We start from the raw sequence: 24,687 nt of genomic DNA, 5'->3' as shown, positions 1-24,687 counted from the left end.
ATATGAAGAAAAACAGTAAACAACGTATGTTTTCCGCATTGCTGATACTGTTTCTGCTGATACAGATGACGGTGCAGGCAGATACCGGCACCAGGGAAAGAGTGGATCTGGCATCTAAGGACACCGGAAGCAGCGTGGAAGAACTGGAACGTCAGAGAGAGGAACAGCAGTCGCAGCTTGATTCCTTGAAAGAATATCAGATAAATCTTTCCGATGAACTGACGGAATTAAATAATGGATTGCAGGAAATCAGCAACGAACTGGCGGATACCCAGGATGAAATTGCGGCGAAAAATGTGGAGATTGAAGCAGCAGAAAGCCGGATTGCAGAGCTGACAACACGTTCTGAGAGCCAGTACGAAGCCATGAAGAAAAGAGTACAATATATGTACGAAAATGGTAATCAGTCTTACCTGGAGCTGCTGCTTGGATCAAGCTCCTTTTCGGATTTTTTAAACCGGATGGAATATGCCAAATCTATTTATGATTATGACAGGCAGGAGCTTTCTGATTATCAGGATACACTGGCTGAATTAAAACAGCAGAAGGAAGATTTAGAGACGGCAAAAGAAGAACTGCTTGCGGCAGAACAGACGAAGCAGGAGCAGAAGAGCAAGGCAGACAGTCTGGTGGCAGCCCAGCAGGAAAAATTAAGTGCAGCAAAGTCGGATGTTGCAGATGCAGAGACGGAAATAGCAGACACAGATGCGGAAATCGCAAGACAGAAAGCCTATGAGGAAGAATTAGAGGCACAGAAGGCGAAAGAAGATGCTGCCCGTCAGGAGGAGATTAGGCGTCAGGAAGAGGAACTTATTAACAGTCAGCAGCCAGATGCTTCAGATAATAATGTAAATCCGGATGGGACATCCACCGGGGATAATACCACAGGAAGCGATGCTTCCGGTGGCGGAACAGTGAATACCAGTGATGTTGCCATGCTGGCAGCACTGATCCAGTGCGAAGCAGGCGGCGAAAGCTATGAAGGGAAGCTTGCCGTTGGAAGCGTGGTCATGAACCGTGTGGACAGCAGTTATTTCCCGGATACCGTGGTAGGTGTCATCTATCAGAGCGGGCAGTTCTCACCGGTAGCCAGCGGTCGTTTCGCAGTAGTGCTTTCATCCGGGGCAGATGCGTCCTGTGTGCAGGCTGCAACAGAAGTGTTAGCAGGCACAAGAACCTTAAACTGCTTATATTTCCGCAGAAACAACGGACTGATTAATGGAACTGTAATCGGAAACCATGTATTTTATTAAGGAAAGCTGAAAATCCGGCTCAATAAAGCAAGTTTCACTTGCAAAAATCCCCTTTCTATGATAACATCAGATTGTCGGGAAAGAGCCGGAAAGGCTTTCTTTTATTTTTTTTACAAAAGATTGTTAAAAAAATAACAATAGTAAAAGGCAAATTTAATTCAGAAGGAGACGAGAAAATGGCACAGAAAGTAGTTTTAGCAGGCGCATGTCGTACCGCAATCGGTAAAATGGGAGGAGCTTTAAGCAATACTCCAGCCGCAGATTTAGGCGCAATCGTAATCAAAGAAGCATTAAACAGAGCTGGTGTTAAACCAGAACAGGTTGATGAAGTAATGATGGGATGTGTAATCCAGGCAGCACAGGGACAGAACGTTGCACGTCAGGCTTCTATCAAAGCAGGTTTACCAATCGAGGTTCCTGCATTTACATTAAACGTAGTTTGTGGTTCTGGTTTGAAATGTGTAAACGAAGCTGCAAACATGATTATGGCTGGTCAGGCAGACATCGTTGTTGCAGGTGGTATGGAGAACATGTCTATGGCACCTTACGCTATGACAAAAGCTCGTTTTGGATATCGTATGAACAATGCAACAATTATCGATACCATGGTAAATGATGCATTAACAGACGCATTTAATCATTATCATATGATGATTACAGCAGAGAACGTATGTGACAAATACGGAATTACCCGTGAAGAGTTAGACGAGTTCTCAGCAAACAGCCAGCAGAAATGTGAAAAAGCAATTGCTGAAGGCAGATTCAAAGACGAAATCGTTCCTGTACCTGTTAAGGTTAAGAAAGAAACTGTTATGTTTGACACAGATGAGGGACCACGTCCAGGCACAACTGCTGAGTCATTAAGCAAATTAAGATGCTGCTCTGGTAAAGAGGGCGGACTTGTTACTGCAGGTAACGCTTCCGGTATCAACGATGGCGCAGCAGCAATCGTTGTTATGAGCGAAGAAAAAGCAAAAGAGCTTGGTGTTAAACCAATGGCTACATGGGTTGCAGGAGCACTTGGCGGAGTTGAGCCGGAAATCATGGGTGTTGGACCTGTTGCTTCTACAAAGAAAGTTCTTGCAAGAACCGGAATGTCTATCGATGATTTCGACTTAATCGAGGCAAACGAAGCATTCGCTGCTCAGTCAATTGCAGTTGCAAGAGATCTTGGATTTGATATGTCTAAGGTAAACGTAAACGGTGGTGCAATCGCACTTGGACATCCTGTTGGAGCATCTGGATGCCGTATCTTAGTTACATTGCTTCATGAGATGCAGAAGAGAGACGCTAAGAAAGGTCTTGCTACTCTGTGTATCGGTGGTGGAATGGGCTGCTCAACAATCGTTGAGAGAGACTAATTCACTCTTTCTGAATAAGTAAATATACCCGGGAAGTGCAAAACGCTTCTCGGGTCTTGCGTTGCAAGTTATAACCCAGAAGGCTTTCGTTTTCGGGTAAATATAATACATGAATTTTTAAGGAGGACTAACATGAAAGTTGGCGTTATTGGTGCAGGTACCATGGGACAGGGCATTGCAAAAGCATTTGCTCAGGTAGAAGGATATGAAGTAGCTCTTTGCGACATCAAGCAGGAATGGGCTGATGGCGGAAAAGAGAAAATCGCAAAAGGATATGCAAGACTGGTAGAAAAAGGAAAAATGACACAGGAAACTGTTGACGGAATCCTTGCTAAAATCACACCAGGTTTAAAAGAGAATCTTTGCGCAGACTGCGATTTAATCGTAGAAGCAGCATTTGAAGATATGGGCGTTAAGAAGACAACATTCCAGGAGCTTGATAAGATTGCTAAACCAGAATGTATCTTTGCTTCTAATACATCCAGTCTTTCTATTACAGAAATCGGAAATGGTCTTACCCGTCCAATGGTAGGTATGCATTTCTTCAACCCGGCAGACAGAATGAAATTAATCGAAGTTATCGCTGGTGTAAATACTCCTGCTGAAACAGTAGAAGCTATTAAGAAAATCTCTGTAGAAATCGGAAAAACTCCGGTACAGGTAAATGAAGCTGCAGGTTTCGTAGTAAACCGTATCTTAATCCCAATGATTAACGAAGCTGCATTTATCAAAATGGAAGGTGTATCTGATATCGCAGGTATCGACGCAGCTATGAAGCTTGGCGCAAATCATCCAATGGGACCTCTTGAGTTAGGTGACTTCATTGGTCTTGACATCTGCCTTGCAATCATGGATGTACTTTACAACGAGACAGGCGACAGCAAATATCGTGCATGTCCATTAATCCGTAAAATGGTTCGTGGTGGTAACCTCGGCGCTAAGAGCGGAAAAGGATTCTATGTATACAACGCTGACCGTACAAAGACCCCGGTTGACGCTCAGTAAAATAAAATTTATGGAGGATTTCAGAACATGGATTTCAGTTTAGATAAGAAACATGAAATGGCGAGAACTCTGTTCAGAGATTTCGCAGAAAACGAAGTAAAACCTCTGGCTCAGGAAGTTGATGAGACAGAAGTATTCCCACAGGGAACAGTTGATAAAATGGCAAAATTTGGTTTCATGGGAATTCCGGTACCAAAGGAGTACGGCGGACAGGGATGTGACCCATTAACCTATGTTATGTGTGTAGAAGAGTTATCTAAAGTTTGTGGTACAACAGGTGTTATCGTATCTGCACATACTTCTCTTTGTATCGACCCAATTATGACTTACGGTACAGAAGAGCAGAAACAGAAATATGTAAAACCACTTGCAACAGGTGAGAAGCTTGGCGCATTCGCATTAACAGAGCCTGGTGCTGGTACAGATGCCCAGGGAGCACAGACCAAGGCTGTATTAGATGGTGATGAGTGGGTATTAAACGGATCTAAATGCTTTATTACAAACGGTAAAGTTGCAGACGTTTATATCGTAATCGCAATCACAAGTGTTACCGAAGATAAGAGAGGAAGAAAGAAGAAGAACTTCTCTGCATTCATCGTGGACAAGGGAGCTCCTGGATTCTCCTTCGGAACAAAAGAAAAGAAAATGGGTATCCGTGGATCATCTACATACGAGTTAATCTTCGAAGACTGCAGAATTCCAAAGGAAAATCTGTTAGGACCAGAAGGAAAAGGATTCCCAATCGCTATGCATACTCTGGATGGCGGACGTATCGGTATCGCAGCTCAGGCACTTGGTATTGCAGAAGGTGCATTAGACAGAGCAGTTGCATACACCAAAGAAAGAAAACAGTTTGGTCGTTCTATCGCTCAGCAGCAGAATACCCAGTTCAAGCTTGCTGATATGGCAACCAGAATTGAAGCAGCTCAGATGCTGGTTTACAAAGCTGCTATGGCTAAAGCAACACAGAAGGTATATTCTGTAGAAGCAGCAAAAGCAAAATTATTCGCAGCAGAAACCGCAATGGCAGTTACTACAGAAGTAGTTCAGTTATTCGGTGGATACGGATACATCAGAGAATACGATGTAGAGCGTATGATGCGTGATGCTAAGATTACAGAGATCTACGAAGGAACAAGCGAAGTTCAGAGAATGGTTATTTCTGGCGCATTATTAAAATAGTTTCTGACAGATCGGCGCAAAAGGATTTTAAACGAAAAATCATGGCGCACACAAATTAAAAATATAAGGAGTGAATATACCGTGAAAATAGTTGTATGTGTAAAACAGGTACCAGATACAAAAGGCGGAGTAAAATTTAATCCGGATGGTACTTTGGATAGAGCTGCAATGCTCACTATCATGAACCCAGATGACAAAGCAGGTCTGGAAGCAGCATTAAGATTAAAAGATCAGTACGGTGCAGAAGTTACTGTACTTACCATGGGACTTCCAAAGGCTGATGAAGTTCTTCGTGAAGCAATGGCAATGGGCGCTGACAAGGGAATCCTTGTAACAGACCGTGTATTAGGTGGTGCAGATACCTGGGCTACTTCTACTACAATCGCTGGTGCATTAAGAAACCTTGACTATGATTTAATTATCACAGGTCGTCAGGCTATCGATGGAGATACCGCACAGGTTGGTCCTCAGATCGCAGAGCATCTTGGACTTCCGGTTATTTCCTATGCACAGGATATCAAAGTAGAAGGTGACAGCGTAATCGTTGAGCGTCAGTTTGAAGATGGATATCATGTATTAAAAGCAAAAATGCCTTGCTTAGTGACAGCATTATCTGAATTAAACGAGCCGCGTTACATGACTCCAGGCGGAATCTTCGATGCATTTGACAAAGAAGTAACTGTATGGGGCAGAGCTGACCTTAAAGACGTAGATGATTCTAACCTTGGTCTGAAAGGTTCACCGACCAAAATCGCAAAAGCATCTGACAAAGTTCGTAAAGGTGCAGGCGAGAAGGTTGCTCTCGATACCGACGAAGCAGTATCTTACTTAATTGGCAAATTCAAAGAGAAACATATCATCTAATAAAAATAAGGAAAAGTGGTGAATAAAATGGGTTTAGAAGAGTATAAAGGAGTATTTGTCTTTGCACAGCAGGTAGACAACACATTAAATGGTGTTGCTTTTGAGTTACTTGGAAAGGGCAAAGAACTTGCAAAAGATTTAAATACAGAAGTAACTGCAGTATTAATTGGTTCTGATGTGAAAGGTCTTGCAGATCAGCTTGCTGAGTACGGCGCTGATAAAGTTATCGTAGTAGATGATCCGGAACTGAAGAACTACAGAACAGAGCCATATGCACATGCATTAGCATCTGTAATCAACGAATTCAAACCAGAAGTTATGTTAGTTGGTGCAACAGCAATCGGTCGTGACCTTGGTCCTACTGTATCTGCAAGAGTTGCAACAGGTCTGACAGCTGACTGTACTGTTCTTGAGATTGGTGATTTTCCAATCAATCCGGTTGGAAACCAGGAGCAGAAACACAATCAGTTACTGATGACCCGTCCTGCATTCGGTGGAAATACCATCGCAACAATTGCTTGTCCGGATAACCGTCCTCAGATGGCTACTGTACGTCCGGGCGTTATGCAGAAAATTGCTCCAATCAAAGGTACAAAAGCAGAAGTTATCGAGTTCAATCCAGGATTTACACCAAACAACAGATATGTTGAAATCATGGATATCGTAAAAGAAGTTAAGAATACAGCAAACATCATGGACGCTAAGATCTTAGTATCCGGAGGTCGTGGAGTTGGTTCTAAAGAAAACTTCAAACTGTTAGAGGACTTAGCAGAAGTTCTTGGTGGAACAGTAAGCTGCTCCCGTGCAGTTGTAGAGAATGGATGGCTTCCAGTTGACTTACAGGTAGGTCAGACAGGAAAGACAGTTCGTCCTCAGATTTACTTTGCAATCGGTATTTCCGGAGCAATCCAGCACGTAGCTGGTATGGAAGATTCTGATCTCATCATCGCAATCAACAAAGACGAAGATGCTCCAATCTTCGACGTTGCAGATTACGGTTTAGTAGGAGACTTAAACAAGATCGTTCCAGCTCTTACAAAAGCTTTAAAAGAGGAAATGGCTGCAAAATAATCCGTTTACGGATGTAATATTTCATCTTGGATGAGTCTCATTTGAGATGTGTGATAAAAGGGTGTCATGCAAACCGGAAGATTTGTGTGATGCCCTTTTTATGTGCTTAGAGGGAAATTTGCAAAGTATGTTGCCTGTAGTTAAACCGCAGGTATTTTTTTGGGTACATACATTGTATACAGTGGAAAAAAGTGGTATTCTAAACAAGGTTTGCAGGAAACTGTTTTGGCAGTGTGGCAGACAAATAATATTGTGGCATCGGCAGACAGATGCAGAAAAGAGGAAGAGACTATGAATAGAAGTAGCAGAACAGTGAAACTCGTTGAGATGGCTCTGTTGGTTGCAATCATTCTGATTCTGGCTTTTACCCCACTTGGTTATATTAAGACACTTGGTCTGGAAATTACATTGATTGTAGTTCCAGTTACAATTGGTGCCATTATTTTAGGACCATTGGGTGGAGCAGTATTAGGAGCAGTATTTGGAATCACAAGCTTTATCCAGTGCTTTGGAATGAGTCCTTTTGGAGCAGTACTTCTTGGCATCAATCCATTCGGAACCTTCGTGGTATGTGTAGTATCAAGAATTCTGATGGGCTGGTTGACCGGACTTATCTATAAGGGATTATCCAAATTTCCGAAAATGAAGAACTGGAAGATTTTAATTGCCAACCTGGCAGGTCCAATCTTAAATACCTTTTTCTTCATGTCAACACTGGTAATCTTTTTCTTCAGCTCCGATTACATACAGTCACTGGCAGGCGGCTTAAATCCATTCCGTTTTGTCATTGCCTTTGTAGGTGTAAACGGACTGATTGAAGCAGCAGCCTGTTTCGTGGTAGGAAGTGCAATTACCAAGGCATTACAGGTTGCAATGAAAAATAAATAAAGAATATCTGCTTCAGATAAAAAGAGGAATGCTCTGTTTTCGTAATTAGAAAACAGAGCATTTTGTATGCTGGAAATTTGCTGAATATAAGAATGAAGTTATGAATTGTCATAACAAAAACGGTATTTACTGCCACAGATATATTCATATCCAACATGGATGAGCTCATTGTGAATATCATACATTTCTGTATGAAAAAGAAACAATGGGTCACCGGGTGAAATATGAAGAAGATTGGCTTGTTCCGTTGAGGCTTTTACTGCATCAATATAAGAATTCTGTGAACAACCAATGCAGATATCATATTTTTCACGAAATAGCTGATACAGAGAACTATCTAAAGGTTCTGTCAGCAAAAATGAAAATTTGTGACATGGATAATAATTGTTCTCAATCATAATAGGTGTTGCATCTGCATATCGAATACGTTGGATATAAACAATAGAATCGCCCTCAAAGAGTTCAGCATTATCAAGATGATACTGTTCATATGGTATGACTTCACGTTTGGTTACAATAGTAGATGCCTCCATTTGATTGGCTTTGCATGCATCGGAAAAACTGAGAGTATGTTCCAGTTTACGAAAAATTTTCCGCTCTTTTACAAAGGTTCCTTTTCCCTGTTTCTTAATTAAGACCCCTTCATTACATAATTCAGTAATTGCACGCCTTATGGTAATACGGCTCACATGATATAGTTCAGACAATTCAGTTTCTGTCGGGATTTGCTGACCGGAAATATAAATTCCTTTTTTTATTTGTTCGAGTAAATCATTTTTTAACTGTTCAAACAGTGGTATATCACTGGTTGTGTTCAATTTCATAATAATATCACCTCACAAACATTATAATAACATATAATGTTTTGCATAACAATATGAATTTAAAAAACATCATATTGAAAAGATTATGTGAAAAATTGTATAAAAAGTAATAAAAAGTAAAGGGAAAGTATAAAAAATAGATAATAAAATGTTGAGAATGCTGAAAGTGATTTGAGAAAAAGAAACAATATTGCAATATAACGTTATATGATGATATAATCAATTTAACAAAAGGAGGTGGAAAAATGCAAAAAGAAGCAGACAAGATATTTCAATCAACCTGTATTTTTGATTCTGTTTCAGAAGAGGCATATCCAGGATATGTGGCAATAAAAGGAAAACAGATTCTTGAAGTCGGATGTGGAGATATCCCAAATGAACTGGTGGGTGAATCTACTGAAGTTGTGGACTATGGAGAGGGAACCATTTGCCCGGGATTTGGTGATACCCATACATTTTTCACAGGATATGTAGTGGATTATCTTGGTGTGGATTTATCAGAAGCAGTTAATCTGAAACAAATAGTTGAACGGTTATCAGAAAATCTGGAAATGAATCCGGAGACGGTCGTTTTATTTGGAAATCATTTACAACCGGAGCTGGCAGAAAAAATAAATAAGGGAGGTGAATTGGAACAGGTTAAAAGACCGGTTATTTTATTTACTGCTGGACATGGGTATTGTGCTATGAACAAAGTTGCAGAAGAAGTGTTTGGGTTTACACCAGATACATGCGGAAGTTCAGAGGCAATTTATAAAATTATGAAAATTTATCTGAATGATAGAGATTTTATTATTCCACAGTTTAAGGCATATATGTCTATGTTAAACAGCCATGGGATAACATCTGTAAAAGAAATGGGATTTGATAATTTTTATGGATTTACAGATATATTGGCTGAATTGGAACAGAAAGCAGAATTGAGCCTTCGGATTTCCTTTATGTCACAACCAGTAGGAAAGAAAATGGATTTAGCATATGGAAAAGAAATGAAGAAGAAATATCATTCTGATTTTTTAAGGTTTTCCGGTTATAATCAGATGACAGATGGATTGATTGTCTCAGAAGAGGCAGATCTGATGGAGCCATATGAGGGAAAAGATTATTGTTGCCAAAAGAATATTGATTATGCATTATTAGAAGAAGATGTACTTACAGCAGACCGTGAAGGATTCAGATTTACATTGCATTCTGAAGGGGATGGTTCCTTCCATAAAATTCTTCAGATTTATGATAAATGTGAAAAGGAAAATGGAAGATTAAAGAATCGACATGGAATTACTGATTTGGAATTGACGGGTGCAGTGGACGAAGAAAAAATGGCACAGCTTGGAGTATTTGGTGAGATTTATACACAGGTTTATAAGTTGGATTCCTGTGAAAATTGGAAACAAGACTATGATGAAAAACTTGGTAGCAGGCGGAGCCGTTATATGAATTATCGTTCAATGGCAGATCATGGTGTGATTTTAAGTGGTGCAACGGATCTTCCGATGTTAATACCGGATATACCTGAGGCAATTTATTATGGATGCGGAACCTATGCCGCAGATGGAAAAGAACCGGTTCAGCCGGAAAATGGTCTGACAATACCGGAAATGTTAAAAACCTGGACAATTGGAAGCCAGTATGCCATGGAACAGGAACATATATTAGGAACGCTGGAAAGCGGTAAGCAGGCTGATATAGTAGTTTTTGACAGGAATCTTTTCAAAACAGATATTGAAGAAATTCGAAAGGCACATGTTTTAAGAACCATATGTGCTGGACAGGATGTTTATAAAGAAATGGAGAATAGGTAAAGGAGGTTTTGCGATGAGTGACAAAACAAAAGCACATTTGAGTGCAAAAACGTTATGGGTACTTTTTATTCTGGGACTTGTAAATGCAGTTATGTATTGTTTCCCTTATATCAGATATGTGTTTTATGATCAGCAGATTGCAGCTATGGGAATTACAAATACCCAGTCAGGAATTTTAATGACAATTTATGCGGCAGCAAATACGATTACATTGATTCCCGGTGGAATATTAGCTGATAAGTGGTCTGTGAAAAAATGTCTAGTAGGCTCTATTCTGGGTTCTGTAGTTATCGGAATTATTTATGCACTTACCATGAATTTTGCAGTAGCCTGCGTATTATGGGCTGGACTTGGTGTGTCTACAATTTTTGTATTCTGGGCAGCAATAACCAAAGCAGTAGGTCAGGTTGGCACAGCAGAAGAGCAGGGAATGTGTTATGGAATTTATTATGCTGCATCAGGTATTATTTCTGCAATTTTAAATGCAGTATGTTTACAGGTAAGCCGTTTATCAGATGACCCATCTACTTCCTTTAGTATTGCAGTATGGGCAATGGTAGCATTTACAGCAGTTGCTTTAATTCTGACAATGATATTTTTTAAAGAAAAAAGTATTACACAGACAAAATCTTCTGATGAAGAATTTAAAATTAAATATGTCGGTGAAGCGTTAAAGAATCCGATGACCTGGCTCTTTTCACTGATGGTATTATGTGCATATGGTCTGTATACAAGTGTATCCTATTTTTCACCATATCTGACGGATGTACTTGGTATACCGTTGGTACATTCATCTTTTATCAGTATTGTGAGAAGTAATCTTATGAACCTTTTATGTCCGATTGGTGGAATTATCGTAGATAAGATTTTTAAATCTTCTACAAAATGGTATATTACTGCATTTGGAATTACAATTGTGATTTATGGTGGAGTATTGATAATGCCATCCAACATCAGTCCGGTACTGGCAACAATTGTTTCTTTGTTACCAAGTGCAATTGGTATGATGCTTTACGGAGTAATCTGGTCGGGATTACAGGAATGTAAATTTAAACCGATATATGCAGGAACTGTAATTGGAATTGCATCTATTATCGGATATTTGCCAGATTCTTTTTACTATATAATTTTTGGAAAGTGGATGGATAAATTTGGAAATAATGCTTATCCAATGATTTTTGGCTTCCTGATGGGAACTGCTGTACTTGGTATGGCTATAACAATTTTAATGAGAAAACTGATTAAGAAAAATAACTAAGAAAGAAGGTATTTAAAAATGCATGCATCAGAATTTAACGTAGAAAAATTTGTTGATATAATTGAAAAGGAAAATGGAACAATCAGTGAAGTATATTTTGTGGCCTGTGGAGGCTCTCTGGTTGACCTTTATTCTTCATGTTACTTTATTAACCGAGAATCATCCACCATGACAGCAGAGTGGATTACCAGTAAAGAATTTGTTTTAACCCCTCCAAAGAAACTTGGAAAACACTCTGTTGTCATTATCTGTTCACATGGTGGAAATACAAAAGAAACGGTAGAAGCAGCAGAACTTGGTGTAAAGGAAGGTGCATTTGTAATTACATATACACATACACCGGGCAGTGCCTGCGACAGTGAAAAATTCCATGCAATTGTCTATGATTGGGAGCCGGAAACATTACAGAAGGATAGACCATTAGGATTAAATTACAGTATTATAAATGAGTTGATTCACAGACAGGAGCCGGAGTATAAACTTTATGAAGGAATGAAGGATGGAATCACTAAATGCGATGCAATTATCCGTAATGCAACAAAGAAGTTTCAGAATAAGGCATGGAATTTTGCAGAACATTATTATAATGCACCATTTTTATATATTATGGCATCCGGTTCTGCATATGCACAGGCATACGGATTTGCAATCTGTTCTCTTCAGGAGATGCAGTGGATGGACTGCTGTTATCTTGATTCCGCAGAATATTTCCATGGACCATTTGAGGTAACAGATAAAGACCATATTTATATCCTCTTAAAATCGGTAGGAAAAACAAGAATGATTGATGAAAGAGCAGAAGTATTTTTAAATAAATATGCGGAAAAATATGAGATTATTGATGCAGCAGATTGTGGAATGGATGCAATAGATGATTCCTGCGTAGATTATTTTAATGCTCCATTGTTCTATGAAATGAGCGTGTTATACCGTACTGCAATTCAGAATAAGAGCGGACACCCATTGGATATGCGCCGGTATATGGGAGTTGTAGAGTACTAGACGAAAGGAGAAACAGTATGAAATATGACGTAAGTGTGGTAGGCTTTGGGGATAACGTGGTAGATATTTATACTCACGAGAATGTACAGTATCCAGGTGGAAATTGTGTAAATCTTGCTGTGTATGCCAAAATGTTTGGTGCAAAAAGGTGTGCCTATATGGGCTATTTTGGTACTGATAAAAATGCAGATCATGTTATTTCTGCGTTGAGGGAAGAACAGATTGAACTGGTAAAGTGTAAGAAAATTGAGGGAGAAAATGGTTATTCCAGATGTACCTTAGAAGATGGTGACCGTGTATTCTTAGATTATAATGAAGGTGGAGTCCGGAGCAGACATATTTATGATCTGGATGAATTTGACTTGGAATATCTTGCAGAATTTGATCTGGTACACAGTGGAAATTACTGTTATATGGAGTCACAGCTTCCAAAGATTAAAGCAGCCGAACTTCCATTATCTTTTGATTTCTCGGATGATTCTGAACCGGAATATTATGAAAAAATAGCACCATTAGTAACATATGCATTTTGCTCCTTTGATGGAACGGATGATGAAGTAAAAAAACACCTTAAGAAAGTAGCCTCTTATGGACCGAAAATTGTGTGTGCATCCAGAGGCGCAAAAGGTTGTATGCTTTATGCAAATAATGAGTTTTTTGAGCAACCGGCATATCCGATTGAAAAAGCAATAGATACTATGGGTGCAGGAGACTCACTTATTACAACTTTTATGGTAGGTTATCTTGACCGTAAGAAAAAAGGTATAGATGATAATGTTTCAATCAAAGAGAGTATAAAAGAGGCTGCAAAGTTTGCAGCAAAAGTATGCCAAATGGAGGGTGCTTTTGGACATGGAAAGGAAGTTCAGATAGATGCTTTAAAAACAAAATAAAAGAATAAAAAACGAATCGTAACACATACTATTCCGGAAAATGCAGTAAGCAAGGAGGAATGGCATGAAATATAAAACGTATCGTATCTGCCTCCTTTCACTGGTGATTCTTGCAGTGATAGGAGGCATTCTTTATTATGCGAATGAGAATGGTGATAAAAGTGCAAAAGGAGAAGGAACATTTGTAACCAGATTTATAGAAAGGATGCCATTTTCATGAGCAGTCAGCAGACAAGTCTTTATATTAAAATCGAAAAGAATTCCGTGGTCAGAAACCGCAATGTCAGATTGTCGGATGTTGCAAAGATGACCGGAACAGATACCGCAATGATACGCCAGCTAAAGCAGATGAAGATTTATTCCTTTCCACAGAAGGCGAAAAAGACAGAATATGTTCAGGTGATGACTTCATTAAAAATAATTGAAATGATACAGGCACAGTATCCGAATGTAAATATTACCAATGAAGGAGAAGCGGATTTCGTCATAGAATATGAGCCCAAACTACAGCCGGGCAAAGCATCAGAGGTTATCAAAACCAGCATTTTATGTATCCTGATTTTCTTCGGGGCAGCATTTACGATTATGGCATTTAATAATGATATTTCAGTGACAGAGCTTTTCCAGAAACTCTATTATCAGGTGATGGGGAAGGAGTCATCGGGGATTACAGAACTGGAAATCTGCTACAGTATTGGTCTGCCGATTGGTGTTATCATTTTCTTTAATCACTTTGGCAACAGTAAAATAACCAATGACCCGACACCGATTCAGGTGGAAATGCGTAAGTATGAGAAAGATGTAGATGATACTTATATTGCCAACTGTGGACGTGGAGGTAAGACCATTGATGTGGATTAGACATATTTTCTTAGGCCTGGTTGGACTGACTGCCGGTGCAGCAGTGGCAGGTGGAACCTTTGCATTCCTGATCATGCTTAATATCATCCCGCGGATGATTGGTAAATCCAAGACGGCAGGAAGGATTTATCTATATGAAAATATGATCGTGCTGGGTGGAATCGGAGGCAATCTTTTGTCGGTCTTTCTTACAATGAGAATTCCATTGGGACATATTTTCTTAGGAGTATACGGTATCTGTGCCGGTTTCTTTGTGGGCTGTGTAGCAGTTGCACTGGCTGAAATATTAAAGACTTTTCCGGTTATATTCCGGCGGCTTAAAGTAAAGACCGGATTGCAGGTGATTCTTTTATTTATGGCATTTGGAAAAATGGCTGGGGCACTTTTCTATTTCATAAGACAGCTGTCGGATTCCTGAATCACAGGGCAGGCAATTCCTTAAACGATAGGGGAATCTACAGGAGAAGTCTGTAGGACAATATGCGGCTAGGGTTGATGTTTTTCGTGGAATGTTATAAAATGAAAATATAAAAATCCGTAAGGAAGAAGTGAAAAAATGATACAGTCAATTGCACGTCAGAGTGTTGTAATCAAATGTAATCTGCAGGCATCTATCATGATGGGAAACTATGAATTCTATTATGCGGCAGGTCTTGCATACAAACTGACCGGAAATATGGCAACAGAGATTTTACAACCACAGCAGTTAATTGAAGAGGTCAACCGGATGCTGGCAGACTATTTGACAGATGATGTGCGGGAGCAGCATCTGATTCGGATGTTAAAAGATTACGAACCGGATGATAAACTAGATGAACAAATGCGTGAATTATTTCAGGAGGGACAGACAGAACAGCGTTTGTGGCAGGAATAGGAAGCGATGTTATGGGGAAGAAATTTACAATTGGGGTATTGATTGGAAATGTGCATACAGCACATCCGAAGGACCTGATGAGGGGGATTCGGGCAGCAGCAAGCGGGATGGATGTTAATATGATTTATTTTCTGGGAACGCAGAGTGTGCGTTTCAACCAGAAATTTGCACTGGAGGATTTTGATTATCAGTATAATACCGTCTATGATTATGCAAAATTAGCAAAAGTAGATGTATTGATTATTGCATATGGCTCTCTTTGCATTTTTCAGGAAAATGAAGATAAACAGGCATTTTTGGATAAATTTGCGGGAATACCATATGTACTGTTAGAAGATGCGACGGATGATCCACGGGGTATCTATGTCATGGTGGATAACTATGGTGGTATGCAAAAATGTGTGGAGCATCTTATTATAGAACATCATTTAAAGCATCTGGTTTATCTTGGGGGACCGGAAGACAATCAGGATGCCATAGAGCGGAAAGCAGCATTTTTAAATGTTATGGCAGAACATCATCTGCCCGTGACGCCGGAAATGATGGCGGTGGGAGATTATTCGGAATTCGTGGATAATCTTGTAGAACAGCTGCTAAGGGACAATCCGGATGCCGAAGCAATTATATCAGCTAATGATGAAATGACAGTGGCGTGTTATCGTGTATGCAAAGCCCATGGACTCCGGATAGGAAAAGACATTTTGATTACCGGTTTTGATGATGTGGAGAGGGCGCGTTATAGTAATCCACCATTGACGACTGTCTCCCAGGATGCTTATAAAATGGGGCAGATAGCGGTAGAAAAGGCAGTAGATATCTGTGCAGGCAGACCGGTGGAATCTGTCCGGTTGGATGCAGAACTTATAATCCGGGAATCCTGTGGCTGCAAAGTAACACGAAGAGCGAAAGAAAAGGCAGATGAGAAAACAGAGCTGCTTCATATTATTGATGAATTAAGGCTTTTTCAGCATAAATCGTGGCTTGGACCATTTCTGATCCGGGACCTGATGCAGGAAGCAGAGAATGAGAAATCTTTCTACCGGAAAAGTGGAGAAGTATTTTATCATCTGGGTATACGCAGTTCCCTGCTTTATCTGTTGGAGCAGCCGGTTACCTACGAAAAGGGACAGAAATGGAAGATGCCCCAAAGGATGTATTTAACTATGCACCAATACAGGGAAAATATTCAGGTATTTGAGAAAAAGGAACGTCCATATATAGATGGAAGCTTTGGTGTATCGGATTGTTGCAGCTCCGGTGAAGATCATTTTTCTTATATCAGCTTTCTATTAATTGATGGAAAGCGGCAGTACGGACTATTGATGCTTGAGATTGAACCGGAAGAGATTTCTTTTTATTATATACTGGCATTGCAGCTTGGAACATCTCTCCGTTTTCTGGAAGCAAATATTAAACAGAAAAAATATCGTGACCGGCTGCGGGAAAAGAATGAAGTATTAAATTTTATTGCAATTTATGATGAACTGACAGGAATCTATAACCGCAGGGGACTGATGGAGAGTCTGGTCCGGTTTAATCAGGACAATTTAGGGAAAAAAGCCTGTCTTATGATAGCTGACCTTGACCATTTAAAGGAAATCAATGATAATTTTGGCCATGCGGAAGGAGACTGCGCGATTCGGACAGCAGCAGGAATTGTAAAAGAAGTCTTTGGACAGTATGGAGATGTGGGAAGATTCGGAGGGGACGAATTTGCAGGCATTGTAAGATATAGCGAGATGGAAGAGAAGGAACAGCTCATTTACAATATTCACCAGAAATGTGAACAGTACAATGAACATTCCATGAAACCGTATTATGTTGGAATTTCAGTTGGAGTAGTAGAATTTGTCTGTGAAAAGAAGATTGATTTTATTGAGATGTTTAAGCATGCTGATGAATATCTGTATGAGGAAAAAAAGAAACGGCGCAAGACAGTCTGCCGTAATGTAAATTTCGAGAATTCGTAATAAGCCGGTGTTGAAAAACAAACGAAAATATGCTAGAATAAAGCAAATCATATGGTAACGTTTCCATGCAAATGAAGACGTAAAGAGCGGACAGAAACAGCGGGGAGAAAGATATGCTTACAATTGGAAAAACGGGGTAATACGGATGAAGACAAGAAAGCAGTTGGAAGTAAAGAAAGAGAAGCTTAAGAAAGTAAAGCCAAAAAAGGAAAAGTTAAAGAAAGAAAAGGTAAGAAAACCGAAGAAAGAACGGATTAAGAAGGAAAGACCGGCAAAACAGACGGAAAGAAAGCCACAGCCGAAGAAAACAGGCAACAGTAGAAAGGCTGCGAAGGATAAGGGAATGGGGCTTCGTGGCATTCAGGTGAAATTAATCGGGGCATTTATGATTCCGGTTATCCTGTTTGTTATCATTGGTTTTATGATTTATTCAAAGTGCAGTACTACCTTGAATAGTACATACGAGGCTTCTGCAAATACCAGTGTTGGTACATTGGAAGAGTATCTCGGACTTGGTTTTGAGAATATTGAACTGATGGCAACACGTCTTTCTATTAATTCTGCAATTACAAGTTATTATACAGGTTCAGAGGTAAAGTCAGAGTCTATGCTGATGGATGCAAAAGTTGCATTGAGCAATGAATCTACTGCAGACAAATTCATCGATCACATTATAGTTTGTGCGAAGAGTGGAACAGCATGCAGTGAAAAGGGTGCAATCCGTGGAGATGTATATAATGCGTTTGTTGAGTCGGAAGAAGGAAAGAATGTAGAGTCTGAGATTGGCATGGGAAGTATGTGGATCAGCAGCCACCCAGCCATTGATGAAGTCACCGGATATGACAGTGATGAGTATGCATTATCTCTTGTTACCGTTCTTAAGAATAATAGCAATAAATCTGTTGGATATATCATCATTGATGTTAAGACAAGCTTTATCCAGGATATATTAGACAATGCACAGATTAGTGATAACAGCATCAAGGGCTTTGTATTAGAGGATGGAAGCCAGGTGTTAAGTGGAGATAGTGATATAAAATTTACAGATACGGACTTTTATCAGGAAGCATTAACAGGAGAAAATCTGCAGGGTTCTAAAGAAGTGTCTTATGAGGGCGCAGATTATCTGTTTACATACAGCAGGATTGAAGGTACGAATATGCTGGTATGTGCCATGGTTCCGCAGAAAGAGATTATGGCAGGGGCACAGGCGATTCTCAGATATACGTTAATTGCCGTAGCAATATGTGCAGTTATTGCAATCGTGGTAGGTTCCGTTCTTGCAAGCGGAATTTCCAAAGCAATCCGTAAGGTTAACCGTGTCTTAAAGAAGACCTCCGATGGAGATTTGACCGGACAGATCAGCATGAAGCGTAAGGATGAGTTTAATGTGTTGTCATCCAGCATTACCAATATGATTGGCAGTATGAAGGATCTGATTCTCAAGATGACCAATGTCAGTGGTCATGTTTCTGATTCGGCAGTCCAGGTAGGAACCAACTCCGAAGTTTTATTGGAAGTAACAAAGGATATCACGGAAGCAGTGGATTATATCAACAGTGGTATTTCCCAGCAGGCACAGGATACGGAAAGCTGTCTGGAGCAGATGAATGGTCTGGCAGAAAGAATCAATGTTGTACATGAGAATACTGATGAAATCAGCGAAATTGCCCAGGAAGCCCAGGAAGCAATTGAAAATGGTATGGTTATCGTAGCAAACCTTGGTGAAAAAGTTCAGGGTACAACGGAAGTAACAGAGACTATCATCCGGGAAATCAGAGAACTGAACAAAGAATCTATTGCAATTAACAGCATCATCGGAACTATCAATGAGATTGCAGAACAGACCAATCTTTTGTCATTAAATGCATCAATTGAGGCAGCGAGAGCCGGTGAAGCAGGAAGAGGATTTGCGGTAGTTTCCGAAGAAATCCGTAAACTGGCAGAACAGTCCGGAAATGCGGGTAATCAGATTGGTGAGATTATCAACCATATTCAGGAACGTCTGGCAGCTACCATCGAGACAGCTGGACTTGCAGGCGAGAGCGTTGCATTCCAGACAGAAGCATTGAATAATACCGTTGATGTATTTAAGAATATCAGTCAGCAGGTAAGCAAGCTGGCAGAGGATGTTGAGAAGATTACCCAGAGTGTGGGTGGCATCGAACAGGCAAAAGAAGATACCATGAATGCCATCGAAAGTATTTCAACGACCTCTAACCAGACAGAATCTGCATCTGAAGAACTTGCCCGTAGTACAGAGAAACAGTTACAGGCAGTAGAAGTATTAAATGATGCGGTAAAACGGCTTCAGATGGATGCAGAGGATCTGGATACATCAGTAAGTATCTTCAAGGTACAGTAAGGAATATAATTCGGCAGTCAGGTTTCTGGCTGCCGTTTTTTTCGCAAAGAATCCGTAAGAAGCTGCCAGTGACAGGTTCTGCAGGACGAGCTTGATATTATGGCATAGAATACATATAATAAGAGTCAGAGTATTTCAAAAGTTTGAGAAATCTAAGAAGTTGAGATAGAAAAGAGGAGAAATAAATATGCAGACAGGAAAAGCAATTTCAGTTCCGGCAATTCTGAAAGTCGGAAATGGCACGTTAAATCAACTGGGAAGTTATTTAAAGGGAGAAGGCTTAAAGCAGGTAGTCATTTTTCTTGGAAATGGTTTGATTGATATGTTTGGTGAGACTGTAATGGAATCACTGAAAAAAGAAGAAATTACAGTGTTGGAGTATAGCGAACTGGATACCGTTGATATCGATGATATTATAACGCTTGCATTTTCCATGCCGAATAAAACGCAGGCAGTTATTTCAATTGGTGGCGGAAAAGTAATCGATGCTGGAAAATATGCCGCATTTTTAAGAAACATTCCGTTTATCAGCGTTCCGACCTCCAGTTCCAGTGATGGATTTTCCAGTGCCAGTGCATCCCTTTTGGTGCACGGTAAGAGAACTTCGGTTCCGGCAAAACTGGCTTATGGCATTGTGGTGGATACGCAGATTATCCGCACGGCACCAGAGAAATTTATTTATTCCGGTATCGGAGATATGATTTCAAAAATCACAGCATTATATGACTGGATTTATGAGGAAAAATGTGGTTACTCCACGGTAAATGATTTTGCGGTTATGATAGCGAAGAAAGCGGTGAACAGTTTTGTCCGGACTCCATATCAGAGCATAAAGGATGAATTGTTTTTAAAAGAACTGGTGGATTCTCTAGCCATGAGCGGAATTGCCAATGAAATTGCCGGAAGCAGCGCACCGACCAGTGGAAGCGAGCACCTGATTTCGCATGCACTGGACAAATTATTGGAAGTGCCACAGTTACACGGTATTCAGGTCGGTATTGCAACCTATATCATGAGCAAGGTGCACAATCACAGATATGTGCGGGTACAGACCGTATTGGAAGAGACCGGATTTTTTGATTTTGCAGCAACACTTCAGATGAAAAAGAGCGATTTCCTTGCGGCAATTGATTTGGCACCGTCTATTAAACCATTCCGTCATACTTACCTTCACGAAGAAAAATACCGGGAAGAAGCAAAGCGTCTGGTGAGAGAAGATGAAATCTTAAATCGTATATTGGTTGACTGACATTCATAAGGAACTGCCGGGCATCCGTAAGAAGCTACCGGTGTATGTATAAAAGAAACAATTTTTGCCATACTAAGAGAAAAATATTATATTATTTAGGAAGGTTTTAGCATGGCAAAAAGTGAATCAGAAAAAGATATGCGGCAAAAAAATGAAAATCTGAATAAAACAGTACAGGAGCAGGATGTTGCGGAAAGAAACCAGGCATATAACGAATATGTAAAGCAGGTAACACCAACGCATAATCTTGCCCTGAAAATGTTAAAAGCATTTGTGACCGGCGGAATTATTTGTTGTATTGGCCAGGTGATTTTAAATATTGCACAGAACGCAGGACTGGATAAAGATACTTCCGGCGGCTGGTGCAGTATGATCCTTGTCCTCATGAGCGTAATTCTTACCGGTCTTAATATTTATCCATCAATTGCAAAATTTGGCGGGGCAGGAGCCCTCGTTCCAATTACCGGATTTGCCAATTCAGTGGCGGCTCCTGCCATCGAATTCAAAAAGGAAGGTCAGGTCTTTGGGATTGGTTGCAAAATTTTTACCATTGCAGGGCCGGTAATCCTTTATGGAATCTTTACAAGCTGGCTACTTGGGGTCATATACTGGATATATCAGCTGATAGCGAAGTAGATGGGAAGGGTGTGAGCCACAGTTGAAAATCAGATACAGCAGTGAAACAAAGTTGTGTCAGCGACCCCAGCCGTGCCCGGAGGCAGATTGGGCAAAATCATTGTGAAACAAGAGAATTTTGCCCAAAAGAAGTAGAAAAGAGAGACTTCACCAAGGAAGAGGAGCCGTGTTCGGTGGTAGATTGGGCAAAATCATTGTGAAATAAGAGTGTTTTGCCCAAAAGAAGTAGAAAAGCAAGACTTTATCAAGGAAGAGGAGCCGTGTCCCGCGGTAAATTGGGCAAAATCGTTGAGAAACAAGAGAGTTTTGCCCAAAAGGAGAAGAAAAACAAATTCACAAAGTCAGCTTCCCGCTAATCCCCAAAATAGTAATGAATTAATTGCTCGGCATAAGCAGAATCAAAGGGATGCTCACTTGTTTCATAAGTAGTAATTAATTGAATGGATGGGATAATGTTATGTGCGGTGTAAAGCTGAAGCTTGGAAAAGACATTCTTTCGATAAGAAGGAAAATCCATCAGACCAAAATGCTCCCAGTAATAAAATGCTCCTGTTTTAGGATGACGAAGCGTGAAATCAGGGTGCAGGGTAGTTTCGCCTAAACACAGTGCACATTCATAACGAAAAGGAATACGGTTATGTGAGAGCAGTGTTGCAATCAGTGCTTCTGATTTGGAACGGACCATCAGACCGGAAGCAGATTTGTGAATCCGTTGTTCCGGGTATTTGATATTGTATTCAAAATCAGCATTCATCCATTGATTTAATTCTGTGGAAATGGGTTGGAGGACAGTGTGAAATAATTCACAATAGGGAGAAGATTCTTGAAAAAGAGTTTCAATTTTAGAAGGATGTGAGGCAAGGGTGTCAATACAGGTGCGGATTGTCTGTCGCTCAAAAGAGAGGGACTGCAGTTTTAGTTCTAAATATTTTTTCCGGGCCATGACTTGAGCAAAATTTTTCTCTTTCTTGGGAATATAAAACTGTTGGGATAGAAGTTGATGATACCACTTGGTATAGTTGCCATTGTGGGTACAATAAAGAGTGCCGGGTGGCAGAGTGGAAAGTTCATCCTGAATGGCAGAGATTTGCTCCGTAAGATTCTTATAATGAGATAATAGTTTATTATAGATGTCAGTTTCTCCTTTCTCAAAAAGTTCAATGGAAATATTGAAAAATGTTGAAATTAATTGCTGCCATGGATTTATTACAGCATAACCGTAGATAGAAGTAAAGAAAAGAAACATGAAAAATTTCTGAAAAATACATAAAATGCCAGAACCTGGACATGCTAATCACAAAAAGGAGTGATGACATGTCTGAGGTAAAGGGAAAACAGAGTCTTCGCTTTGCGAAGACTCCTTTTATTTTAAATTCGGCATCAGTGGTCGGAAAGAAAGAAGGAGAAGGACCACTGGGAGAGTATTTTGATGTGATTGGAAATGATGACAAATTTGGATGTGAGTCATGGGAGGAAGCAGAAAGTACCTTGCAGAAGGAAGCAGCAACCCTGGCATTGGGAAAAGCAGGGCTTGTGCCGAAAGAAATCCGTTATATTTTTGCAGGAGACCTGTTGGGTCAGACTATAGCAACATCCTTTGGACTTCTCGACTTTGAAATTCCGCTGTTTGGTGTGTATGGAGCCTGCTCTACGGCAGGGGAATCCATGTCACTTGGAGCAATGTGCGTGGCGGCAGGATTTGCAGAAAATGTCCTGACGATTACATCCAGTCATTTTGCCAGCGCGGAGAAACAGTTCCGATTTCCGTTGGAATATGGGAATCAGCGTCCCATGTCGGCTACCTGGACGGTTACCGGAAGTGGTGCCTATGTATTGTCCACCCAACGGACTCATGTAAAAATCAGTGGAATCACCACCGGAAAAATTGTGGACTATGGAATTCATGATTCCTTAAATATGGGAGCAGCGATGGCTCCGGCAGCAGCAGATACCATAGCAGCACATTTTATGGATTTTGGAAGCAAGCCGGAAGAATATGACCGTATTATAACAGGGGATTTAGGAACTGTCGGACAGGAAATCCTATTTGATTTGCTAAAGAAAAAGGGCTATGACATCGAGAACAATCATTCAGATTGCGGAATCGAAATTTTTGATGCAAAAGAACAGGATACGGATGCTGGCGGAAGTGGCTGTGGCTGCAGTGCTTCTGTTTTATCTGCCTATTATCTTCCGAAGATTATTTCAGGGGAATGGAAAAAGGTGTTATTTGTGCCAACCGGAGCATTGCTTTCCACAGTAAGTTATAACGAAGGGAAAAATGTACCGGGAATTGCCCATGGAGTAATGCTTGAGTATGTGCCGTAACAAAAGCCTGGTAGATAATAAAAAGTAATAATAGTTTTGATAAGAATGATGGAAGAAAGGAAAAGAACACATGGATTATGTGAATGCATTCTGGGTAGGAGGCCTGATATGTGCCCTCTGCCAGATTTTAATGGAAAAGACGAAAATGCAGCCGGGACGGATTATGGTGCTATTGGTATGTTCCGGAGCTGTTTTGGGAGCAATCGGTGTATATCCGCCTTTCGTGGAATTTGCAGGAGCGGGAGCATCGGTGCCATTGTTAGGCTTTGGCAATACGCTGTTTAAGGGAATTAAGGAAGCAGTTGATACCAATGGATTTATCGGAACCTTCATGGGTGGATTTACGGCAACGGCGGTAGGAATCTCTGCTGCATTGGTATTTGCCTATCTGGCATCCCTGATATTTGAACCAAAGATGAGAAAGTAGAAAATCCGCACAGAAGATGCATAGAAAAGGATAGGTTGGAAACAATAAACTTGAAATCAATAAAAAGGAGATATTGAACATGAAGAAATTAAGAAAACTGGTGTTGACCATGATGGTAGTGTGCCTCTTTGGCAGCATGGCAGCCTGTGGTAATAGGAATGGAAATGAAGAAAATACCACGGAAAACGGAGCAGGAAGTAACAATACTACCAATAAGAATGACACAGACAATAAGAATAACACAAATGACAAGAATAATCGTGACAATACCACAAACAATGGAGATAATGGCGACGGTGTGGTAAATGATGTGACAGATGGAGTAGTAGATGGCGCAGAAGATATTGTAGATGGTGTAGATGATGCAGTAGATGATGCCGGAACCGGAATTAAAGATGCTGTGGATGATGCGACAACCGGAACCGATGGAAATGGTAATAATGCAAAAACAGTAAGATAGTTTTGAATAAAGATTTTTAAATGCCAAAAACAGGATTGAAAACTCAATGAAAAGTTTTCAATCCTGTTTTGTATAATATGAGTACCACGATGGCTCATATAAAATTGTTTCTCT

Annotated in this window: 24 protein-coding genes; 22 read left to right on the top strand and 2 right to left on the bottom strand. The window is 40.3% G+C overall.

Going from position 1 to position 24,687, the window contains the following annotated elements; translation table 11 throughout:
- Positions 1-2 precede the first annotated feature (2 nt).
- The 7 genes from DV740_RS06480 (at position 3) to DV740_RS06450 (ending at position 7,624) form a co-directional block, all read left to right on the top strand.
- Positions 3-1,253: a cell wall hydrolase gene (locus DV740_RS06480; RefSeq protein WP_118087689.1), complete on the top strand. Its 1,251-nt coding sequence runs from the start codon at positions 3-5 to the stop codon at positions 1,251-1,253.
- A 176-nt stretch (positions 1,254-1,429) separates the two neighbouring features.
- The gene (locus tag DV740_RS06475; protein WP_117841801.1) at positions 1,430-2,614 is read left to right on the top strand and encodes an acetyl-CoA C-acetyltransferase; all 1,185 of its coding nucleotides are present in this window, start codon (positions 1,430-1,432) and stop codon (positions 2,612-2,614) included.
- A gap of 132 nt (positions 2,615-2,746) precedes the next feature.
- The gene (locus tag DV740_RS06470) at positions 2,747-3,619 is read left to right on the top strand and encodes a 3-hydroxyacyl-CoA dehydrogenase family protein (protein ID WP_022244335.1); all 873 of its coding nucleotides are present in this window, start codon (positions 2,747-2,749) and stop codon (positions 3,617-3,619) included.
- A 27-nt stretch (positions 3,620-3,646) separates the two neighbouring features.
- Positions 3,647-4,801 (top strand): acyl-CoA dehydrogenase, encoded by a 1,155-nt coding sequence (locus DV740_RS06465; RefSeq protein ID WP_022244336.1) that lies wholly within the window; start codon positions 3,647-3,649, stop codon positions 4,799-4,801.
- An 81-nt stretch (positions 4,802-4,882) separates the two neighbouring features.
- Entirely contained in the window at positions 4,883-5,665 is a 783-nt protein-coding gene (locus DV740_RS06460) for an electron transfer flavoprotein subunit beta/FixA family protein (RefSeq protein ID WP_022244337.1), read from the top strand.
- Positions 5,666-5,692: 27 nt separating this feature from the next.
- Entirely contained in the window at positions 5,693-6,736 is a 1,044-nt protein-coding gene (locus DV740_RS06455; protein WP_118087688.1) for an electron transfer flavoprotein subunit alpha/FixB family protein, read from the top strand.
- A 291-nt stretch (positions 6,737-7,027) separates the two neighbouring features.
- A complete protein-coding gene (locus tag DV740_RS06450) occupies positions 7,028-7,624 on the top strand; it encodes an ECF transporter S component (protein WP_118057245.1) in 597 nt (198 codons plus the stop codon).
- A 98-nt stretch (positions 7,625-7,722) separates the two neighbouring features.
- On the opposite strand, the gene DV740_RS06445 is transcribed toward DV740_RS06450, so the two are convergent.
- Positions 7,723-8,448: a GntR family transcriptional regulator gene (locus tag DV740_RS06445; protein ID WP_117699199.1), complete on the bottom strand. Its 726-nt coding sequence runs from the start codon at positions 8,446-8,448 to the stop codon at positions 7,723-7,725.
- Between the two features lie 245 nt (positions 8,449-8,693).
- On the opposite strand from DV740_RS06445, the gene DV740_RS06440 reads away from it, so the two are divergent.
- The 12 genes from DV740_RS06440 to DV740_RS06390 all read left to right on the top strand — a co-directional run bounded on the left by DV740_RS06440 (position 8,694) and on the right by DV740_RS06390 (position 21,358).
- A complete protein-coding gene (locus DV740_RS06440) occupies positions 8,694-10,250 on the top strand; it encodes an amidohydrolase (RefSeq protein WP_117698961.1) in 1,557 nt (518 codons plus the stop codon).
- Between the two features lie 13 nt (positions 10,251-10,263).
- Positions 10,264-11,508, top strand: coding sequence for an MFS transporter (locus tag DV740_RS06435; protein ID WP_158561532.1), 1,245 nt, complete (start codon positions 10,264-10,266; stop codon positions 11,506-11,508).
- 18 nt (positions 11,509-11,526) lie between these two features.
- Positions 11,527-12,510 carry an SIS domain-containing protein gene (locus tag DV740_RS06430; RefSeq protein WP_227700321.1) on the top strand — a complete coding sequence of 328 codons (984 nt, stop codon included), beginning with the start codon at positions 11,527-11,529 and terminating at the stop codon, positions 12,508-12,510.
- 17 nt (positions 12,511-12,527) lie between these two features.
- A complete protein-coding gene (locus DV740_RS06425; protein ID WP_117698959.1) occupies positions 12,528-13,403 on the top strand; it encodes a PfkB family carbohydrate kinase in 876 nt (291 codons plus the stop codon).
- 64 nt (positions 13,404-13,467) lie between these two features.
- Positions 13,468-13,623, top strand: coding sequence for a hypothetical protein (locus DV740_RS14775; RefSeq protein ID WP_156454679.1), 156 nt, complete (start codon positions 13,468-13,470; stop codon positions 13,621-13,623).
- Positions 13,620-14,264: a stage V sporulation protein AA gene (locus DV740_RS06420; protein WP_118087687.1), complete on the top strand. Its 645-nt coding sequence runs from the start codon at positions 13,620-13,622 to the stop codon at positions 14,262-14,264. The genes DV740_RS14775 and DV740_RS06420 overlap by 4 nt, the downstream gene beginning before the upstream one ends.
- Positions 14,254-14,682, top strand: a complete 429-nt coding sequence (locus DV740_RS06415) for a stage V sporulation protein AB (RefSeq protein ID WP_118087686.1) — start codon at positions 14,254-14,256, stop codon at positions 14,680-14,682. Before DV740_RS06420 ends, DV740_RS06415 begins: the two co-directional genes overlap by 11 nt.
- A gap of 138 nt (positions 14,683-14,820) precedes the next feature.
- Positions 14,821-15,138 (top strand): DUF3837 domain-containing protein, encoded by a 318-nt coding sequence (locus DV740_RS06410; RefSeq protein WP_117698956.1) that lies wholly within the window; start codon positions 14,821-14,823, stop codon positions 15,136-15,138.
- Between the two features lie 11 nt (positions 15,139-15,149).
- Positions 15,150-17,108, top strand: a complete 1,959-nt coding sequence (locus tag DV740_RS06405) for a GGDEF domain-containing protein (protein WP_147342274.1) — start codon at positions 15,150-15,152, stop codon at positions 17,106-17,108.
- A gap of 145 nt (positions 17,109-17,253) precedes the next feature.
- On the top strand, positions 17,254-19,473 hold the full coding sequence (locus DV740_RS06400; protein ID WP_118087684.1) for a methyl-accepting chemotaxis protein: 2,220 nt from the start codon (positions 17,254-17,256) through the stop codon (positions 19,471-19,473).
- 187 nt (positions 19,474-19,660) lie between these two features.
- The gene (locus tag DV740_RS06395) at positions 19,661-20,722 is read left to right on the top strand and encodes an iron-containing alcohol dehydrogenase family protein (protein WP_117841808.1); all 1,062 of its coding nucleotides are present in this window, start codon (positions 19,661-19,663) and stop codon (positions 20,720-20,722) included.
- A gap of 111 nt (positions 20,723-20,833) precedes the next feature.
- Complete coding sequence (locus DV740_RS06390) at positions 20,834-21,358, top strand: SpoVA/SpoVAEb family sporulation membrane protein (protein WP_022244352.1); 525 nt, start codon at positions 20,834-20,836, stop codon at positions 21,356-21,358.
- Positions 21,359-21,710: 352 nt separating this feature from the next.
- Here the strand turns inward: DV740_RS06390 and DV740_RS06385 are convergent, their stop codons facing one another.
- Positions 21,711-22,604 carry a hypothetical protein gene (locus DV740_RS06385; protein ID WP_022244353.1) on the bottom strand — a complete coding sequence of 298 codons (894 nt, stop codon included), beginning with the start codon at positions 22,602-22,604 and terminating at the stop codon, positions 21,711-21,713.
- A 68-nt stretch (positions 22,605-22,672) separates the two neighbouring features.
- Between DV740_RS06385 and spoVAD the strand changes: the two genes are divergently transcribed.
- The 3 genes from spoVAD (at position 22,673) to DV740_RS06370 (ending at position 24,573) form a co-directional block, all read left to right on the top strand.
- Complete coding sequence (gene spoVAD / locus DV740_RS06380) at positions 22,673-23,686, top strand: stage V sporulation protein AD (RefSeq protein ID WP_118087683.1); 1,014 nt, start codon at positions 22,673-22,675, stop codon at positions 23,684-23,686.
- Positions 23,687-23,756: 70 nt separating this feature from the next.
- Positions 23,757-24,113 (top strand): SpoVA/SpoVAEb family sporulation membrane protein, encoded by a 357-nt coding sequence (locus DV740_RS06375; protein ID WP_118087682.1) that lies wholly within the window; start codon positions 23,757-23,759, stop codon positions 24,111-24,113.
- Positions 24,114-24,192: 79 nt separating this feature from the next.
- Positions 24,193-24,573 (top strand): hypothetical protein, encoded by a 381-nt coding sequence (locus DV740_RS06370; RefSeq protein ID WP_199534351.1) that lies wholly within the window; start codon positions 24,193-24,195, stop codon positions 24,571-24,573.
- Positions 24,574-24,687 lie beyond the last annotated feature (114 nt).

The sequence above is a fragment of the Roseburia sp. AF02-12 genome, assembly GCF_003461765.1.
GTDB lineage: Bacteria > Bacillota > Clostridia > Lachnospirales > Lachnospiraceae > Roseburia_C > Roseburia_C amylophila.
The sequence above is the reverse complement of the archived record's forward strand: the minus strand, read 5'-3'. Positions and strand labels throughout refer to the sequence as shown.

Excerpts from the sequence above, each read along its gene's own strand:
- DV740_RS06480 (WP_118087689.1), top strand. The coding sequence starts at position 3 with ATGAAGAAAAACAGTAAACAACGTATGTTTTCCGCATTGCTGATACTG.
- DV740_RS06475 (WP_117841801.1), top strand. The coding sequence starts at position 1,430 with ATGGCACAGAAAGTAGTTTTAGCAGGCGCATGTCGTACCGCAATCGGT.
- DV740_RS06470 (WP_022244335.1), top strand. The coding sequence starts at position 2,747 with ATGAAAGTTGGCGTTATTGGTGCAGGTACCATGGGACAGGGCATTGCA.
- DV740_RS06465 (WP_022244336.1), top strand. The coding sequence starts at position 3,647 with ATGGATTTCAGTTTAGATAAGAAACATGAAATGGCGAGAACTCTGTTC.
- DV740_RS06455 (WP_118087688.1), top strand. The coding sequence starts at position 5,693 with ATGGGTTTAGAAGAGTATAAAGGAGTATTTGTCTTTGCACAGCAGGTA.
- DV740_RS06450 (WP_118057245.1), top strand. The coding sequence starts at position 7,028 with ATGAATAGAAGTAGCAGAACAGTGAAACTCGTTGAGATGGCTCTGTTG.
- DV740_RS06445 (WP_117699199.1), bottom strand. The coding sequence starts at position 8,448 with ATGAAATTGAACACAACCAGTGATATACCACTGTTTGAACAGTTAAAA.
- DV740_RS06440 (WP_117698961.1), top strand. The coding sequence starts at position 8,694 with ATGCAAAAAGAAGCAGACAAGATATTTCAATCAACCTGTATTTTTGAT.
- DV740_RS06435 (WP_158561532.1), top strand. The coding sequence starts at position 10,264 with ATGAGTGACAAAACAAAAGCACATTTGAGTGCAAAAACGTTATGGGTA.
- DV740_RS06430 (WP_227700321.1), top strand. The coding sequence starts at position 11,527 with ATGCATGCATCAGAATTTAACGTAGAAAAATTTGTTGATATAATTGAA.
- DV740_RS06425 (WP_117698959.1), top strand. The coding sequence starts at position 12,528 with ATGAAATATGACGTAAGTGTGGTAGGCTTTGGGGATAACGTGGTAGAT.
- DV740_RS14775 (WP_156454679.1), top strand. The coding sequence starts at position 13,468 with ATGAAATATAAAACGTATCGTATCTGCCTCCTTTCACTGGTGATTCTT.
- DV740_RS06420 (WP_118087687.1), top strand. The coding sequence starts at position 13,620 with ATGAGCAGTCAGCAGACAAGTCTTTATATTAAAATCGAAAAGAATTCC.
- DV740_RS06415 (WP_118087686.1), top strand. The coding sequence starts at position 14,254 with ATGTGGATTAGACATATTTTCTTAGGCCTGGTTGGACTGACTGCCGGT.
- DV740_RS06410 (WP_117698956.1), top strand. The coding sequence starts at position 14,821 with ATGATACAGTCAATTGCACGTCAGAGTGTTGTAATCAAATGTAATCTG.
- DV740_RS06405 (WP_147342274.1), top strand. The coding sequence starts at position 15,150 with ATGGGGAAGAAATTTACAATTGGGGTATTGATTGGAAATGTGCATACA.
- DV740_RS06400 (WP_118087684.1), top strand. The coding sequence starts at position 17,254 with ATGAAGACAAGAAAGCAGTTGGAAGTAAAGAAAGAGAAGCTTAAGAAA.
- DV740_RS06395 (WP_117841808.1), top strand. The coding sequence starts at position 19,661 with ATGCAGACAGGAAAAGCAATTTCAGTTCCGGCAATTCTGAAAGTCGGA.
- DV740_RS06390 (WP_022244352.1), top strand. The coding sequence starts at position 20,834 with ATGGCAAAAAGTGAATCAGAAAAAGATATGCGGCAAAAAAATGAAAAT.
- DV740_RS06385 (WP_022244353.1), bottom strand. The coding sequence starts at position 22,604 with ATGTTTCTTTTCTTTACTTCTATCTACGGTTATGCTGTAATAAATCCA.
- spoVAD (WP_118087683.1), top strand. The coding sequence starts at position 22,673 with ATGTCTGAGGTAAAGGGAAAACAGAGTCTTCGCTTTGCGAAGACTCCT.
- DV740_RS06375 (WP_118087682.1), top strand. The coding sequence starts at position 23,757 with ATGGATTATGTGAATGCATTCTGGGTAGGAGGCCTGATATGTGCCCTC.
- DV740_RS06370 (WP_199534351.1), top strand. The coding sequence starts at position 24,193 with ATGAAGAAATTAAGAAAACTGGTGTTGACCATGATGGTAGTGTGCCTC.